The following is a 17457-nucleotide window of genomic DNA, read 5'->3' as shown; positions in this document are numbered from 1 at the left end:
CCGTTTAATGAAAGTGCTTAGTGACAGGTTGAGGGATTGGCGCTTGTAGGCCGTGGCTGAACGTCGCCACGCGTGGTCTCGACCCGCACCGGCAGCTGGAATCTGAATTCAACCTGGTGGATGGGCCGCCGGTTGACACTACGGGGTAGTGTCAATCAGTTGCTGAACAAGTCGTCCGTCACCAAACGCCCGACGTTTTATCCGGGGCCGGAAATCGGGCGGTCGGACGGCGGTGTTGACACTGGGTATAAAGTGGTCAACCGCAGGCCGAAAAATTTGGCCTGCTAAACAAACTCTGCTTTATGAAACTACAAACCGAGTCCATTGGAAGTATTCCCCGCCCCAGTGAGCTGATTGCGGCTATTCAGGCCGGACAGTCTGCCGAGGAACTGGGGCCGTTATACGAAAAGGCGGTGCAGGCAACGTTGCTGGAACTGGCAAACACGGGTTCACCGGTTTTAACGGACGGCGAACAGACCAAATCCAGCTTTGTTACCTATCCGCTGACGGGGGTCGACACCATCGTGCCGGGCGGGATGCAAATCACCTTTGAAGACGGTCACGTCCGGCAATTGCCCCTGTTAAAGAAAGGGCCTTTCCGGTTCGGGCAATACGCCGATCGCTATTTGACGAAAGCCCAGCAGTTGACCCGATTTCCGGTAAAACAGGCCGTCATCTCGGCTTCGGCCCTGAGCCTGCTCTATCCGGCTGAGGGCATCGACGGGTATTCACAGGCTGATTTTATGGCCGATCTGCTCGATGAATCCGAAAAAGACATTCGTCGTTGTCTGGAAAACGGGGCGCATAAAGTTCAGATTGACTTCACGGAAGGGCGTCTTTCGTTAAAACTGGACCCGTCGGGGGGGATTTTGCGGCATTTTATTGCACTGAATAATCAGGTGCTCGCCCGGTTTTCTTCCGAAGAAAAAAAGCGGATCGGCGTCCACGTCTGTCCCGGCGGTGACCACGATTCGACGCATAGTGCCGATGTTGATTACACCGCGTTCCTGCCCGAATTATTCAACCTGGATGTTCGCAATTTCTACCTCCAGCTGGCCAGCGAACCCGACCGGGTCAAGGTGTTGAAAACGATTCAACAGTACCTGAAACCCGACCAAATGGTGTTTGTGGGGGTCATCGACGTGCTCAATCCAGCCATAGAAACGCCCGAAGAGGTGCGCGACCGGGTGCTGGAAGCGGCCGAATACATTCCGCTTCATCAGTTGGGAACGACCGACGACTGCGGTTTTTCGCCTTTCTGCGACGACGTGTCCACGAGCCGGGAAACCGCCTTTGCGAAAATCAGAGCGCGGATCGAAGGCACAAAGCTGGCGGAAGAAAAGCTGTTTGGCTGAACTACGGCGCTGGTGTTCGATTTTCTCACTTTTTGATTCTACCACAATGCCTCATATACCCCTTCCCGAGCATCTGCCGGGAATCACCGGCCTGCTCGAGTACCGACTCGATACGGGCCAGCCCATCCGGGAACTCACACAGATTCTGCTGCGGGGAGAATCGACGCTGACACCCGGCGAACGCGAACTGATTGCTACGCTGGTGTCGGCGCGCAACCAGACCCGGTTTTGTACGGCGGCTCACACGAAAGCTGCCGACTTGCTATTCGGAGAAAATGAAACCGCCTGGCATGTCAAGCAGAATTTTGAAACTGCCCCCATCAGCGAGAAGATGAAAGCGTTACTGAATATTGCCGCCCTGACCCAGCGGAGTGGTAAAGCCGTAACGCCCGAAGCCATCGATCGGGCCAAAGCCGCCGGCGCTACCGACCGGGAGATTCATGATACGGTGTTAATCACCGGTTTATTCTGCCTGTACAACAAGTACGTCGATGGAATGGCCACCGTGACGCCGACCGATCCGGACTATTACCAACGGCTGGGTGAGCGGATCGTCAAAGGCTATCGTCGTCCGGAAAACGGTTTTCTGGTTCCGCCGAATACGTAGATTTTCAGGGCTTTATGTCGCCAGTCTTTGACAGAAGTACGCCCTTCCCGGTTGGGCACGCCCGCGGTTACGGTTTAAACCCACGCCATCTGAAAGCTATTTCCACACAGCACAGAGGTGTATTCACTTGCTGAAATTTATGAAGAAGCTATTTACCCTGACGGTTGCAATAAGCACCCTGCTAGGCTGCCAGTCGAAGCCGTCTTCCCACGAAGACATGATTACGCTTTTGCAAAAATTATCGAAGGAATATGCCACGGCTGAAAACGGTTTCGCGCCCGAAGCGGTACTCGCGCATGCCAATACCCAGTTGGCCACCGTTACCGGAGATCAGCAGCGGATGCTCTACAGTTATACGAAAGCGGATGCCTTCCTGAAACTGGGGGAGGAGGAAAAGGCCATTGAACTCCTGGAAGAAATTGTCCGGCACATCAATCCGGAGAATACACGGGCTTTTCAGGTAGCCAGGACTGACCTCGCCATGGCGTATCTACGGCTGGGTGAACAAACCAACTGCGTCGGACGGCATTCGGTGGAGTCCTGTGTGCTTCCCCTTCGGGGGGCGGCCTTCACCTGATTCAGACGGGTTCGAAAAAGGCCATTGAATTGTATGAATCCATTCTGGAAAAGGATCCCGATGATCTGGAATCGCGCTGGTTACTGAATCTGGCGTATATGACGCTTGGAAAATACCCCTCCCAGGTGCCCTCCCGCTGGTTCATTCCCCGAATGACGGATACCACGTACCGGATCAACGCCTTTGAAGACATTGCCCAGGGGCTTAAACTGAATCTGAGCAACATGGCGGGGGGCGTCATTGCCGAGGATTTTAACCAGGATGGGTACCTGGATATCGTCACATCGGCCTGGGGGCTGCAGGAACCCATGCATTATTTCAGAAACAACCGCGACGGTACGTATACGGATGTGACCACGCAGGCGGGACTGGACCGGATCACCGGCGGGTTGAACATGGTGCAGACGGATTACAACAACGATGGTTTGATCGACATTTTCGTGCTGCGCGGAGCCTGGATGGGGAAATTTGGCGAACAGCCTAATTCGCTCCTGAAAAACAACGGCGATGGCACCTTTACCGACGTAACCACGACCAGTGGTCTTTTATCGTTTCATCCGACTCAAACCGCCACCTGGAATGATTTCAACAACGACGGCTGGCTGGACGTGTTTATCGGCAACGAAACGGAAGGCTCACTGATGAATATCCTCAAGGTTCATCCTTGTGAACTCTACCTCAATAATCAGGATGGCACCTTTACGGAGGTGGCCACCAAAGCGGGTTGTGCCATTACCGGATACGTGAAAGGAGTAACATCGGGTGATTACGACAACGATGGCCGGCCGGATTTGTTCCTGTCGACCATGGACGGAAACCGCTATTTGCTGAAAAATCAGGGTATGATGGGCGGAATGCTTCATTTTGAGGATGTTTCCGACCAGGCCGGATTACGGCGAGAAAGTGGCAATTCGTTCCCCACCTGGTTCTGGGACTATGACAACGATGGCTGGCTGGACATTTTTGTCTGTGATTACACCTTTCGCCACGCGCTTTCTTTTTACGAAGCGGCTGAAGCTTTGAATAAATCGGTGGGCAGCAACGGGACGGTTTATTTATACCGCAACAACCACGACGGCACCTTTACCAACGTAGCTGAGTCGGCTGACCTGCGAAAAACCGTCTTTTCAATGGGCGCCAATTTCGGCGATATCGACAACGACGGCTGGCTGGATATGTACCTGGGTTCCGGTAATCCTAGTTTTAAATCGCTGGTTCCCAATAAGATGTTTAAGAATTTGGGAGGGCGGAAATTCGCCGATGTCACGGCTTCGGCCCGGGTAGGAAATGTCCAGAAAGGGCATGGGGTTTCCTTTGCAGATCTGGATAACGACGGCGACCAGGATGTCTACATCGATATGGGCGGGGCGTATGTCGGTGATGTGTACCCGAACTCCCTGTTTGTCAATCCCGGACAGAATACCAACAACTGGATTGGCTTGGTCCTCGAAGGAACGCGCACCAACCGCGCGGCTATCGGAAGCCGGGTGAAAGTGACGTTCCGGGAAAACGGGGTTCGGCGGAGTGTGTACCGCGATGTTAATTCGGGTGGCAGTTTTGGCGCTTCGCCCTTGCGCCGGGAAATCGGTATCGGGCAGGCGACGGTCATCGACGAAATCGAGGTGCAGTGGCAACGAACCGGCAAAAAGCAGGTCTTCCGTAACATCAAACCCAACCAGTTCCTCCGCCTAAAAGAAGGAAACGATCAAATCGAGCCACTAAACCTTAAAAAAACGGAATTCAAGGACGAAAACGGGCTGCTTTGCCGTACCCCACTGGCCGTCCTTACTCACCAATCACCTAAAAAACCATGAAGTCCCAAGTTTACCATCTCATTCTTTTCTTTCTTCTCAATGGCGTTGTTTTCGCCCAGCAAACCCGTTTGTCGGGCACCTTGACGGATGCCGATACCAAAGCCCCGCTGGCTGGGGCCAGTGTGCAAATCAAAGACCAGTTGAGCGGCACCGTGGCCGATGCCAGCGGCCAGTTCAGCATCACGACCAACCGGCGCGGCCCCTGGACGTTGGTCGTGACGATGGTGGGATACGAGAAACAACAGATTTCGGTGACCAATGCCGCTCAGGCGATCACCGTGTCCCTGAAAACGAGTACGCAGGTGTTGCAGGATGTGGTCGTGGCAGCTTCGCGGGTGGAGGAAAACATCCTGAAAGCGCCCGTCAGCATCGAAAAAATGGACAGTCGAACCATTCGGGAAACGCCCTCGGCGACCTTTTACGAAGGGATTAACAACCTGAAAGGTGTCGATATGGTCACCAGCGGGCTGACCTACAAGCAAATTAATACGCGCGGTTTTGCCAGCACCGGAAACAGCCGGTTTTTGCAACTGATCGACGGTATCGACAATCAGCCGGCCGGTTTTGGATTTTCGGTCGGGAACCAATACGGTTTGTCGGATCTGGACGCTGAAAGCGTCGAGCTGGTTCCGGGAGCGGCTTCGGCGCTGTACGGACCGGCGGCTTTTAACGGGGCATTGCTGATGCATTCGAAAGATCCGTTTCAGTACCAGGGTCTGAGCGCGCAGGCCAAGGTGGGCGTCAATCACGTCAATGATCCGAACACCGGCGCTGCGTTTTATCAGGATTATGCCCTGCGGTATGCAAAGGCGTTTAGTAACCGGCTGGCGTTCAAGCTGAACGTCTCGTACCTGCGCGGGCTGGACTGGTTTGCGACTGATTACACGGACGTCGATGCCACGACACCCGCCGAACAGAAAGGGCGTAACAATCCGGCCTATAACGGTCTGAATGTCTACGGCGATGAGGTGAACCGCACGATTACGGGCATTGGCAAAGTGGCCCGCACCGGGTATGAAGAACGGGATCTAACCGATTACAACGTCTACAGCCTGAAGCTGAACGGCGCGCTGCACTACCGCATCACACCGAATCTGGAAGCCATTTACTCCTACAACTACGCCAAGGGAACGGCCAATTACACGGGCAGTAACCGGTTTTCGGTCAATGGGTTTTCACTGCTGCAACACCGGGTCGAGTTGCGCGGAGCCAACTTTTTTGTGCGCTGGTACACCAATCAGGAAGATTCGCACGATTCGTTCAATACCCGATCGCTGGGCCAGCAAATCAACCGGACCTGGGTTCGTGACCTGAGCGGAAACGTCGTTCCGGTCAATCAGGCCGACGAAATGTGGTTCACGCGCTATACAACGGCGTATCAGGGGAAAGCACCGGGTGTCAGCGCAAGCAACCACGCAGCCGCCCGGGCCTTCGCCGATCAGGGTCGGTATGTACCCGGTTCGGCGGAATTTAACCGCGAAAAAGCCCGGCTGGAAGGGGTGCAGGGATTGGCCGGGGCGGGTATTCTGAGCCAGACCAAAATGCACCATACCGATGCTCAGTACAATTTCTCGTCGGCCCTGGAAAAAGCCGGTTTGTCGAAAACCGAAGTGCTGGCCGGGGGCAATTTCCGCCAGTACAGCCTGTTTACGAACGGAACGCTGTTCGACGACAAGGGAGGACGCATTCTGTACTACGAATACGGGGCGTTTTTGCAGGCCAGCCAGCGGTTACTGGCCGATAAACTGAAATTGACGGTTTCGGGCCGGTACGACAAGAACCAGAACTTTGCCGGGTATTTCACGCCCCGGGCGTCGCTCGTTTTCTCGCCAACGGAAGCCCATAATTTCCGGGCGTCGTTCCAGACCGGTTTTCGCAACCCCACGCCGAGCGATCAGTTCATCAAACTCAATGTGGGTCCGATCACCATTCTGGGCGGAGCACCGTCCAATAGTGCGGGCATGAATGTGTACGAAAATTCGATCAATTCGCCGACCGTTGGCGGGTTTGTTAACGGTTTTCTGGCCGATATGCAGAGCGGAAAATCGCCCCAGCAGGCGGTGATGGATAACAAGGATAAATTGCAGAAATCGAATGTCGCCTACATCAAACCCGAGAAGGTACAAAGTTACGAAGTGGGTTACCGGGGCCTGATCAACAACCGGCTGGCCGTCGATGCGAATTATTACTTTGGGCAATATCAGAACTTTATCCTGAATCAGGTCGTCATCCGGCCCGATAGCCCGGTTTTGGCCGCCGACGGGAAGATTAACCCCGCAGCCGCGCAGGACATTCTCAACTCCAAATACCAGGTTTTCCAGCTCTACACCAACGCGTCGGACAAGGTGTCGGCCCAGGGGGCCACGCTCGGTTTGACCTATTTTGTGCCGGGCGGTTACACGATTGGCGGCAATGGCACCTGGTCGGACTTTAACCTGAAAGGGGCCAATCCGAACAATATTCCGTCCTTTAACACGCCCCGCTATAAAACGAATGTGACGGTCGGGAATCGCAACATCGCCAAAAATATCGGTTTCAATGTGGCCTGGCACTGGCAGGATTCCTTCGACTGGGTCGGTTCGTTCAATGAGCTCCAGCCCGGTCGGATTCAGGCGTATCACCTCCTCGACGCGCAGGTTACCTACCGGATCCCAACCCTGAAAACCGCCCTCAAACTGGGGGCCAGTAACCTGACCAATCAGTACGTCGTGCAGGCGTACGGATCACCGGCGGTGGGTGGTTTGTATTACCTCTCGCTGACTTTCGACCAGAACATGCGCTAATATGGAAACGATTCAACTCCCTGCGACCCCGTCCACAACGGCCTACCGCAGCCTGGTTTTTGCGCTTTGTATGCTGGTGTACATTTTCAGCGGAACGGTTTCCACCCTGATGTCGACCTACCTGCCGGTGGTTGTCCGTGATTTGCTGGGCCAGGCTGGTCAGGCCGAACTGGATCAGGTGAGTGCGTACGTCGGGGCTACATTTCTGTACGGCTGGATGCTGGGCGGCATGAGTTTTGGGTATTTTGGCGACCGGCTAGGCCGCGTCCGTTCGCTGGTGGGGGCCGTAATGCTGTACGGTGGCGGCACACTCCTGACCGCGTTTGCTCCCAACTGGATCACTGTAGTTGTGCTGCGGTTTGCGACCGGCTTCGGGATCGGGGGTGTGCTGGTATTGACCACGGTGATTGTGGCCGAAATCTGGCCGGAGCGTAACCGTCCCGTGGCGCTGGGTATTCTGGCCGTGGCCTTTCCGGTCGGGATCATGCTGTCCGGGCTGGTCAACTATTTGCTACCCGACTGGCGGCAGGCGTTCTGGATTGGCGGCATTCCGTTGCTTCTCGGTGCCCTGATTATGGGGTTGGTGCAGGAGCCGGAAGGCTGGAAACAGGTTCACCAGCAATCGGCATCCGCGGAAATCAGTCTGTTCGATCCGCAGTACCGGCGGTCGTTAGGGCTGGGTTCCCTGGCGTTCGGCGCCATGCTGGTGGGGTTGTGGGCGGTTTTTTCGTGGGTGCCCACCTGGGTGCAGAGTCTGGTGGTGGGGGATGGGCAGAAAGAACGTGGCCTGTCGATGATGCTGATGGGTAGTGGGGGCGTGATCGGAGGCATTCTTTCCGGTTTTATCGTCAAAGCCATCGGACACCGCCGGACCATGCTGTTTGTGTTTGCAGCCTGTTTCGGGATGGCCGCCCTGGTGTTCAAAACCAATACGGTTTTTTCCACCGTGGTTTACCTCGAAATTGCGACGCTGGCGTTGCTGTTTGGCATCAGCCAGGGCACCATGTCGGCGTATTTGCCGGATCTGTTTCCCACCCGGCTGCGGGGCCGGGCCACCGGTTTTTGCTTTAACATCGGGCGACTCGTCACGGCGACGGCGGTTTTCTTCATCGGCACACTGGTGGCGGTATTGGGCGGGTACGGTTCCGCAATTTTCGCCTTTTCCGGCACGTTCGTCCTGGGTTTTATCGCCATCTGGGCCGGTCCACGGTATTCCAACAAACGCTAAGAAAATAGATAACTATGGCATATATCCACGTTCCCGAAGGTGTTCCCGGCATTCGCAGTCTGGTGATGTACCGACCCGATACCGGCCAGCATCTGTACGCGCTGGCGCAGGCCTTGCTGCGTAACGAATCCCCGCTGAGCGAAGCCGAGCGCGAGCTGATCGCAACCTTCGTTTCCGCCGAAAATGATTGCAATTTTTGCGCCGGAAGCCACGCGGCTGCCGCCCGGTTTCTGCTTGGACCGGACAAAATACTCGTTGATCAGGTGCTGGCCGACTACCGGACAGCCCCGATTTCCGACAAACTGAAAGCCCTGCTGACCATTGCGAAACGGGTTCAGCAGGACGCCCGAACGGTTTCGGACGAGCTGGTGGCCGAAGCCCGGCACCACGGCGCCACCGACCGAGATATTCACGATACGGTTTTGATTGCAGCCACGTTCTGCCTGTTCAATCGCTACGTCGATGGGCTGGCAACACTAACGCCCGATGCATCGGCCTACGAAGCAATGGGCGAACGCATGGGAACCATTGGTTACGTGATGCCCAAACCGGTTTCGGACTAAGATGCAATTCACGGTTTTTAGTCTACGGTTTGTGGTGTAAGTGTTTTGGTATTAGTGAGTTGGGCTCTGGATGAGCCTGCATCGAAAACCATGAATTGTAAATCGTAAACCGGAAGCATAAACCAGAAATAGTCAACCATTCATAATAGGTAAGCGAGTGATATTCCCTGACCGCCATGCGGTCAGGGAAATTAAGGTCCGATTCGAAACCGTTCAACCGTCTAATTTTATCCGATATGCCCCATATTCAATTGCCCGAAGGATTGCCCGGTATTCGCGGGCCGATGGCGTTCAGTCCCGAAACCGCCAGACCGTTGAATGCGTTAGCCAACGCCCTGCTTCAGACCGACGACGGCCTCAGTCGGGCCGAACGCGAGCTGATTGCAACCTTTGTTTCCTCCGAAAACGACTGTTTTTTCTGCCAGACCATCCACGGCGCCGTGGCCAGTTACTACTGGGGGGATGAGAATGGCGAGTTTATCAAGGCTGTCAAGGAAAACTACGGGCTAACGATGATTATGCCCAAACTCAAAGCCTTGCTGGCCATTGCCGGGAGTGTGCAAAAAGGCGGCAAACACGTGACGCCCGAACAGGTACAGGAAGCCCGCGAGCAGGGAGCCACTGACAAGGATATTCACGATACGGTCCTGATCGCAGCGGCTTTCTGCATGTTCAATCGCTACGTTGATGGCCTGGCGACCTGGGCACCCGAGAATCCGGATCTGTACAAATTCCGGGCCACCAAAATTGCGGAATACGGCTATACCGCCGACGATCATTACATGCCTGACTAGGGGACGGGGTACGGTTTTCCGTTTTCGGTAGCCGAGTTTACGGCGCTCCGGAGCGGGAATCCTATTCTGTCCACTACCGACTGAAACGTAAACCGAATACCCAAAATCGTAAACTTTACATGAACCGGCTGCTTCTTTTTGTGATTGGAATTCTGCTGCTGACGGCCGCGGAAATTGCCAAGGTCTATTTCATCATGCCGATGCCGGGTAGCCAGGAGGCCGATACGATCGAGCTGGCCTATTGGATTCACCAGAACATCTGGATCATCCGGGTGCTCGGCTGGTTGCTGGTGGGGTATGCGGCCTTCCGGTTGCTGACCGCGCCGAAACGACGGTGGCACAAGGCCCTGGTGGTGGGTTTAGGGCTGGTGTATGGCGCGGTTTTTTACCTGTTCAATTTCCGGTTGCTGGCCGAAAAAATGTTCTATCAGCCGCGGGAAACCGTCATGCTGGATCTGAAAGCCAGCAAAATTCCGGCCGATAAGGTGGTGCTGGGCGTGGTGGTGAACGGGCAGGCGCGGGCGTATCCCATTCAGTTCATCGGCTATCACCACCAGGTGCGGGACACGGTGGGTGGGGAGCCGCTGATGATTACATATTGCACCGTTTGCCGGACGGGCCGGGTGTTTCGTCCGCTGGTGGCGAGCAAGCCGGAAGAGTTTCGGCTGGTCGGCATGGATCATTTCAACGCCATGTTTGAGGACAAAACGACGGGGAGCTGGTGGCGGCAGGTGAGTGGCGAAGCGATTGCCGGTCCGCTGAAAGGACAATTCCTGCCCAGTCTTCCGGCCGAGCAAATGACCTTGCAGGCCTGGACGGAACGGCATCCGGAAACGCTGGTGCTGCAACCGGACTCCACCTTTAAAGAGCAGTATGCTAATATGCAGCCGTATGAACGAGGAAAAACCAAAGGCCCGCTTACCCGGCGTGATAGCCTGTCGTGGAAGCCGAAATCGTGGGTGGTTGGCGTTGAACACAACCAGGTAGCCCGGGCGTACGATTGGAATCAGTTGGTAAAACAGAAAGTTACCCACGATACCCTGGCCGGCACCCCGCTGGTGGTGATGGTAGCCGCCGATAGTGTCTCGTTTCACGTCTGGAACCGGACCGTCGACGGCAGGATCCTGCACTTCGTGCCGGTTTCGCCCGATGTGGTTCAGGATCAGGAAACCGGCTCACACTGGAACCGGCAGGGCATTTGTGCGGAAGGCGTGCTGAAAGGCAAGCGGCTGGAGGTGATTCCAGCTTCGCAGGAATACCTGCATTCGTGGGAAACCTTCCACCCGGCCACCACCCGGTTTCTGTGAAGGGTGATGATTGACCGTGGTCAATCATCACTTCCTGCCTTTAAAAAACATAATAGGTGAAATAGACCGTAAAGGATAGGAGCGATGCTTCTGTCCTTTATTTTTTGGGGTGGGGTGAAATTGGGTAGAATCGTATGGCAAAAAACACTCATTAGGGAAATTAGGTTATGTTTGTTAAAAAATAAGTCCCATCGGCAACATTTTTAAATTAAGTTTATGAGCAGATGAGGGCATGTCGAATATCCTGGACAATCTCAACTGTATAATGAAATCCAACGTCTCAAAAAAAAACGAGGCTTCTCTACCCTCTTTGCCTAAATCCCCCACGGGCATTTCTGGTTTGGATGAAATAACCGGCGGTGGCTTACCGACAGGGCGCCCAACCCTAATCTGTGGCTGCGCGGGCTGCGGCAAAACGCTGTTTTCTGTTGAGTTCATTGTTCATGGAGCCGTGGCTTTCGGTGAGCCGGGCGTTTTTGTATCTTTTGAGGAAAAAGCGCAGGAAATTGCGCAGAATGTACTCTCCCTGGGTTATGACCTGAACCAGCTTCAGGCGGATAAGCTTCTCAAAATCGACCATGTGCGCATTGAGCGGCATGAAATTGAAGAAACCGGCGAATATGACCTGGACGGGTTGTTTATTCGGCTGGGATATGCCATCGACAGCCTTGGAGCCAAACGTGTGGTGCTGGATACGATCGAAAACCTGTTTTCCGGTCTGCCCAACCAGGCCATTTTGCGATCCGAGCTTCGGCGGCTTTTCGAATGGTTGAAAGAAAAAGGCGTGACGGCCATCATTACCGGCGAAAGAGGGAAGGGGAACCTGACCCGGAACGGACTTGAAGAATACATTTCGGACTGCGTGATCCTGCTCGAAAACCGGGTTGCCAACCAGATTTCGACCCGGCTGCTGCGCATTGTTAAATACCGGGGGTCGGTGCATGGCACCAACGAATATCCCTTTTTGATCGATACCGAAGGCATTTCGGTTCTGCCGGTTACGTCCCTGACGCTCGACCACGAGGTAACATCGGACCGGATTTCTTCCGGCGTTTTGGCCATGGATAAAATGCTGGAGGGAAAAGGATTTTTCCGGGGAAGCAGTGTTCTGGTCTCCGGAACGGCCGGAACCGGCAAAACCAGCATCGCAGCCCGTTTTGTGGAAGCCGCCTGTCAACGCAAGGAGCGTTGTATTTTCTTCGCCTTTGAAGAGTCGTCGCAGCAAATTATTCGCAACATGCGTTCGATCGGGATGGACTTGCAAACGCATGTGGATGCCGGCTTGCTGAAAATTCATTCGGTTCGGCCCACCCTCAACGGGTTGGAAATGCATCTTGTAACCATTCATAAGATTGTCAATGAGTTTAATCCTCAGGTGGTTGTTCTTGATCCGGTAACGAATTTGATTACTGTCGGGGCGGTGAGTGAAGTGAAGTCGATGCTGATCCGGCTGATCGATTTTCTGCAGGGCCGGGGCATTACGGTCATGTTTACAGCGCTCTCCCTCAATACCATCATCAATGAACAAACCGACGAGGGCGTGTCCTCGCTGGTGGATGCCTGGTTGCTGCTGCGCGATATCGAATCGAACGGTGAGCGTAATCGGGGCCTGTACGTCATCAAGTCACGCGGCATGAAGCATTCGAATCAGGTTCGCGAGTTTATCATAACCGACGAGGGGCTGGATCTGGTCGATGTCTACCTGAGCCCGGATGGCGTGCTGACGGGCTCGGCGCGGGAGGCCCAGCAATTGCACGAAAAAACCGGGGTGGTCTTGCGCCAATACGCCGTGGATCGGAAAGACCGCGAAATCGAGCGGAAGCGCTTGGTGCTCGAATCGAAGATTGCCAGCCTGAAAGAAGAATTCGAATCCATCCAGGATGAATTGAATAAAACGTACGTCGAGGAGGAACTCCGGAAAGACGTGATGGAGAAAAACCGGGAGCAACTGACCCAAAACCGCCAGAAGGAGTAATTATAACGTGAGCCGCACCAATTGAATGAAAACAAAAGACGAAATCTGGGAGTTAAGACTCTACGTGGCTGGTAAGACTCCCAAGTCGGTAACTGCGCTGGCCAACCTGAAGCGTTATTGCGAAGAACACCTGAAAGATAAGTATGTGATTGAAGTAATCGATTTGCTGGTACAGCCGCAATTGGCCGAAGGAGATCAGATCCTGGCCATCCCGACGCTGGTTAAGAAGGTGCCTGAACCCATCCGGAAAATCATCGGCGATTTGTCGAACGAGGAGAAGGTGTTGGTGGGGCTGAATATCCGTCCGGCAAAAAAATAGCATGGACAAACTGACGACATCCCCGGATTTTGATGCTGATGACAACGAGCCGTTGTATGATCTACGCTTGTTTGTTGCGGGGGCGTCGGACAATTCTATTCGTGCCGTTGAAAATCTGAAATACATTTGTGAGAAACATATGCCTGGGCAATACGCCCTGGCGATTATTGATATTCATCAGCAAAAAAACCTTGCTGCGCAGGAACAACTCATTGCCCTGCCTTTATTAATCAAGAAACGGCCCCTGCCCGAACGGCGGCTCATCGGCGATATGTCGGATACCGAAAAGGTGTTGAAAGGTCTGGGTATTTCGCATGCACTGTAATGAAACCGGCAAAATCCTACGACCAGTTAGTTCGGGAAAACGAAGCCCTGCTTCTGCAACTGGAAGAAGCGACGGAAACGATTCATGCCATCCGGACGGGCCAGGTGGATGCGCTGGTGGTTGAGGGCAAAGACGGTCATCAACTCTACAGCCTCAAAACGGCCGACCAAACCTACCGGTTTTTTATTGAAACCATGAACGAGGGGGCCCTGACACTGAACGAGGACGGGCTGATTCTCTATTGCAATTCTCAGTTTGCATCGATGGTGGGGATGCCCCTCTCCAGGGTAATTGGCCTGTCGTTTGCCACGTTCATCCCGGCAGACCAGATGGAAACCTACGAAAAGCTGTTTCGGCAGGGCTGGAGCGAAGACCGTAAGTTTGAAATGGCCCTTCAGGGGTTCAATCATCAGATTCTTTGCCAGCTTTCGGTGTCGTCGCTGGAACTGGATAGTGGTATTTCGCTGAGTGTCATCATTACCGATCTGACGACCCAGAAGGAAACCCAGAAATTGCTGAAAGCCAACAACCAGCGGCTGGAGGAGATGAATGCCGCGCTGGAAATCAGTAACCACGATTTGCTGCAGTTTGCCTCGGTGGCCTCCCACGATTTGCAGGAGCCGCTTCGTAAAATCCAGATGTTTTCGGAGTTGATCAAAAAACGGCATGGCGACGACCTGCCGGCCGAAAGCGTGCGGTACCTGGAAAAGATCATTGATTCGTCGGAACGGATGCGAACGATGATTGTCGATATTCTGCGCTACTCCCGGTTGTCCTCGAATGACAACACCTTTGTCAAAACCAATTTGAACGATCTGGTCGGTGAGGTGTTGAACGATTTTGAATTGCGGATTCGGGAAAAAAACGCCCGTTTTTTGATCGATCCCCTGCCCGAACCGGAAGTGAATCGGGGCCAGTTGCGCCAGATTTTTCAGAACCTGATCAGTAATGCGCTGAAATTCAGTAAACATGACCAGCCCCCTCTGATTGAAATCAAGGGTGAGGTGCTGCCGGGAACCCACGACGACGAACCGGTTTGTGTTCTGACCATCACCGACAACGGCATCGGTTTTGAGCAGCAGTACGCCGAGAAGATATTTTCGCTTTTTCAGCGCCTGAATACCAAGGATGTTTATGAGGGGTCGGGCATTGGCCTGGCCGTCGCCAAACGCATTATTGACAAACATAACGGGCATATTCAGGCCCGGAGTCAGGAAGGCGTTGGGGCCACATTTATTATTCATTTACCTTTAAAGCAAAAACGACTGGCTTAACATGATTGCGGAGCTTACCAGAAAGAAGATATTACTGGCGGACGACGATAGGGATGATATACAGTTTTTTATAGATTTTTTAGGAAACAGGCGGGATATTAACGTACTCGCCTGTGTTAGCAATGGGGTGGAAGTATTGGCGTATCTGAATCAGGTCACGCGGCTGGAGGAGTGGCCTGATGTCATCATTCTGGACCAGAATATGCCCCGGAAAACCGGTACGGAAACCCTGGAGCTGATCCAGTCAAAAAACTGGCTGGCTCCGGCCAGTTGCGTTATCTATTCGACCCATATCGGGCCGGAACTGATTCAGGAAGGCAAGCAACTGGGGGCGAAGCTGGTGAAAGCCAAGCCGGTTTCGGAAGAAGGATATAACGAGATGATGGACGAAATTTTGGCGGTATGTTGATGCATACCGAAGCTTAAACACACTATTACAGGAAGCGTATGATTACCCGCCCTTTAAAAAAACGCTCAGCCGCTGCGGCCTATAAACAAGCTAACCTGCCCGTGGATGGGCAAACCCGCGTGGTCATTGAGCGGGTGACGCCCGAACTGGACGGCGGCCGGTTTCCGGTAAAAGCCGTTCCGGGCGATTCGATTACCGTAGAAGCCGATATTTTCCTCGATGGGCATGATAAACTGGCCGCCCGTTTGCTGTATCGACCTGCCGACGAGACGGTCTGGAGCGAAGTGCCGATGGTTTTTATCAACAACGACCGGTGGGGAGCTTCGTTTTCGATCCTAAAAGAAGGGAAATACCTCTATACCATCGAAGGCTGGGTGGATCATGTGGCCTCCTGGCGGCACGAGATCAGCCTGAAGGCCACCGCCGGTCAGCTCGTGACAAGTGAATTAAAGGCCGGGATCGTGTATCTGGAAAGCATGGTGCAGCGGGCGGAAGGCGACGACCTGGCGCAACTGCAAGGCATCGTTTCGCTGTTCAAAGCGGCATCGGAAGGTGCCGAAGATTCCTACGACGAATCCATTCAACTGATTCAGAGCGAGTCGTTTGAACGACTTATTAGTCAATACCCCGAGCGTCGGCATCCGTCACGGTACGGGCGCGAACTGGTGGTCGATGTGGATCGGCCCAAAGCCGGTTTCAGCACCTGGTACTGCCTGTTTCCGCGATCGGCGGCTCCCGAACCGGATGCGAACGGAAGGCCCGTTCACGGAACGTTCCGGGATGTGGAAAGGCTGCTGCCGCGCCTGGAGTCGATGGGGTTCGATGTGCTGTACCTGCCGCCGATTCATCCGATTGGGCAGGCGTTTCGGAAGGGGAAAAACAATAACGTGGTGGCTCAGCCCGGCGAACCGGGCGTTCCCTACGGTATTGGGTCGGAACTGGGCGGTCATCGGGCCATTCACCCGGACTTAGGGACGCTTGACGACTTTAAACACCTGATTGCCATCGCAAAAAATCACGGGATGGAAGTGGCGATGGACCTGGCGATTCAGGTTTCGCCGGATCATCCGTGGGCCAAAGAGCATCCCGAATGGTTTAAAAAACGCCCGGACGGTTCGATTCAGTACGCTGAAAATCCGCCCAAGAAATACCAGGATATTTACCCGGTTTATTTTGAAACCGACGATTGGCAGAGCCTCTGGCTGGAAATGAAGGAGACCATCCTAACCTGGGCATCGTGGGGCGTCCGGATTATTCGGGTCGATAACCCCCACACGAAACCCTTTCAGTTTTGGGAATGGCTGATTTCGGAAGTGAAGAAGGCGTATCCTGATCTGATCTTTCTGGCCGAAGCCTTCACCAAACCGCGCGTCATGCAGCAACTGGCGAAACGCGGTTTTGCGCAATCCTATACCTATTTCACCTGGCGCAACAGCAAGTACGAGTTGCAGGAATACCTGACGGAGTTGACCCAGAGCGAGATGAAATACTATTATCGCCCGAATTTCTGGCCGACTACCCACGACATCAATCCGTACATCCTGCAAGCGGGCCACGAACCGCAGTTCCTGATCCGGTTTTTGCTGGCGGCCACCCTCTCGTCGAATTACGGGATTTACGGCCCTTCGTTCGAACTGATGGAGCACGTGCCGATTCCGGGCAAGGAAGAATACCTCAACTCGGAAAAATACGAAATCCGCCACTGGGACTGGGCGCGCACCAACCGGTTGACCTACCTGATCGGCCTTGTGAACCGGATCCGGAAAGAAAATCCGGCCCTGCAATCGACCAACAACCTGACCTTTTGCCGGGTGGACGACGATGCGCTGATGGCGTATCTGAAAGTGTCGGGCAAAAACCGGCTGCTGATGGTGATCAACACGGATGCCTATAACCGCCGGGCGAATATGATTCAGGTGCCGATCTGGGAACTGGGCCTTGGCGATGAGCAGGAATATGTGGTGCATGACCTGCTGACCGGAGCGCAGTATATCTGGAAAGGCCAGTGGAATTATGTCGAACTGGATCCGTACCAGCTACCCATGCATTTATTCAAGATTGAGTAAGAGCCGGTTTTGGGTGGGCCGTTGCCTCACTAACCGGGAAACTTGGGCGTCGGTGCAGTTA

Annotated in this window: 16 protein-coding genes; all 16 read left to right on the top strand. The window is 54.1% G+C overall.

Annotated elements, in window-relative coordinates:
- Positions 1–72: 72 nt before the first annotated feature.
- Positions 73–288, top strand: a complete 216-nt coding sequence (locus ACFPMF_RS20180; protein WP_379848542.1) for a hypothetical protein — start codon at positions 73–75, stop codon at positions 286–288.
- Positions 289–302: 14 nt separating this feature from the next.
- On the top strand, positions 303–1355 hold the full coding sequence (locus ACFPMF_RS20175; RefSeq protein WP_379848541.1) for a uroporphyrinogen decarboxylase/cobalamine-independent methonine synthase family protein: 1053 nt from the start codon (positions 303–305) through the stop codon (positions 1353–1355).
- Between the two features lie 46 nt (positions 1356–1401).
- Entirely contained in the window at positions 1402–1962 is a 561-nt protein-coding gene (locus ACFPMF_RS20170) for a carboxymuconolactone decarboxylase family protein (protein ID WP_379848540.1), read from the top strand.
- Between the two features lie 139 nt (positions 1963–2101).
- Positions 2102–2539, top strand: a complete 438-nt coding sequence (locus tag ACFPMF_RS20165; protein ID WP_379848539.1) for a hypothetical protein — start codon at positions 2102–2104, stop codon at positions 2537–2539.
- Between the two features lie 29 nt (positions 2540–2568).
- Positions 2569–4353, top strand: coding sequence for a CRTAC1 family protein (locus tag ACFPMF_RS20160; protein WP_379848538.1), 1785 nt, complete (start codon positions 2569–2571; stop codon positions 4351–4353).
- A complete protein-coding gene (locus tag ACFPMF_RS20155; protein ID WP_379848537.1) occupies positions 4350–7136 on the top strand; it encodes a TonB-dependent receptor in 2787 nt (928 codons plus the stop codon). Before ACFPMF_RS20160 ends, ACFPMF_RS20155 begins: the two co-directional genes overlap by 4 nt.
- Position 7137: 1 nt before the next feature.
- Positions 7138–8364 (top strand): MFS transporter, encoded by a 1227-nt coding sequence (locus ACFPMF_RS20150; RefSeq protein WP_379848536.1) that lies wholly within the window; start codon positions 7138–7140, stop codon positions 8362–8364.
- A 14-nt stretch (positions 8365–8378) separates the two neighbouring features.
- Complete coding sequence (locus tag ACFPMF_RS20145) at positions 8379–8927, top strand: carboxymuconolactone decarboxylase family protein (RefSeq protein ID WP_379848535.1); 549 nt, start codon at positions 8379–8381, stop codon at positions 8925–8927.
- A 236-nt stretch (positions 8928–9163) separates the two neighbouring features.
- The gene (locus tag ACFPMF_RS20140) at positions 9164–9721 is read left to right on the top strand and encodes a carboxymuconolactone decarboxylase family protein (protein WP_379848534.1); all 558 of its coding nucleotides are present in this window, start codon (positions 9164–9166) and stop codon (positions 9719–9721) included.
- Between the two features lie 119 nt (positions 9722–9840).
- Positions 9841–11028, top strand: coding sequence for a DUF3179 domain-containing (seleno)protein (locus ACFPMF_RS20135; RefSeq protein WP_379848533.1), 1188 nt, complete (start codon positions 9841–9843; stop codon positions 11026–11028).
- A gap of 265 nt (positions 11029–11293) precedes the next feature.
- Positions 11294–13003, top strand: a complete 1710-nt coding sequence (gene kaiC / locus ACFPMF_RS20130) for a circadian clock protein KaiC (RefSeq protein ID WP_379848532.1) — start codon at positions 11294–11296, stop codon at positions 13001–13003.
- Between the two features lie 25 nt (positions 13004–13028).
- Entirely contained in the window at positions 13029–13322 is a 294-nt protein-coding gene (locus ACFPMF_RS20125; protein WP_379848531.1) for a circadian clock KaiB family protein, read from the top strand.
- Between the two features lies 1 nt (position 13323).
- Complete coding sequence (locus ACFPMF_RS20120; protein WP_379848530.1) at positions 13324–13647, top strand: circadian clock KaiB family protein; 324 nt, start codon at positions 13324–13326, stop codon at positions 13645–13647.
- Complete coding sequence (locus ACFPMF_RS20115) at positions 13647–14921, top strand: sensor histidine kinase (RefSeq protein WP_379848529.1); 1275 nt, start codon at positions 13647–13649, stop codon at positions 14919–14921. The genes ACFPMF_RS20120 and ACFPMF_RS20115 overlap by 1 nt, the downstream gene beginning before the upstream one ends.
- A gap of 1 nt (position 14922) precedes the next feature.
- A complete protein-coding gene (locus ACFPMF_RS20110) occupies positions 14923–15330 on the top strand; it encodes a response regulator (RefSeq protein WP_379848528.1) in 408 nt (135 codons plus the stop codon).
- A gap of 38 nt (positions 15331–15368) precedes the next feature.
- Entirely contained in the window at positions 15369–17396 is a 2028-nt protein-coding gene (locus ACFPMF_RS20105) for an alpha-1,4-glucan--maltose-1-phosphate maltosyltransferase (protein ID WP_379848527.1), read from the top strand.
- Positions 17397–17457: the final 61 nt, after the last annotated feature.

Source organism: Larkinella bovis, from assembly GCF_042655385.1.
GTDB classification, from domain to species: Bacteria; Bacteroidota; Bacteroidia; order Cytophagales; family Spirosomataceae; genus Larkinella; species Larkinella bovis.
This window is presented reverse-complemented; position numbering and strand designations above follow the sequence as displayed.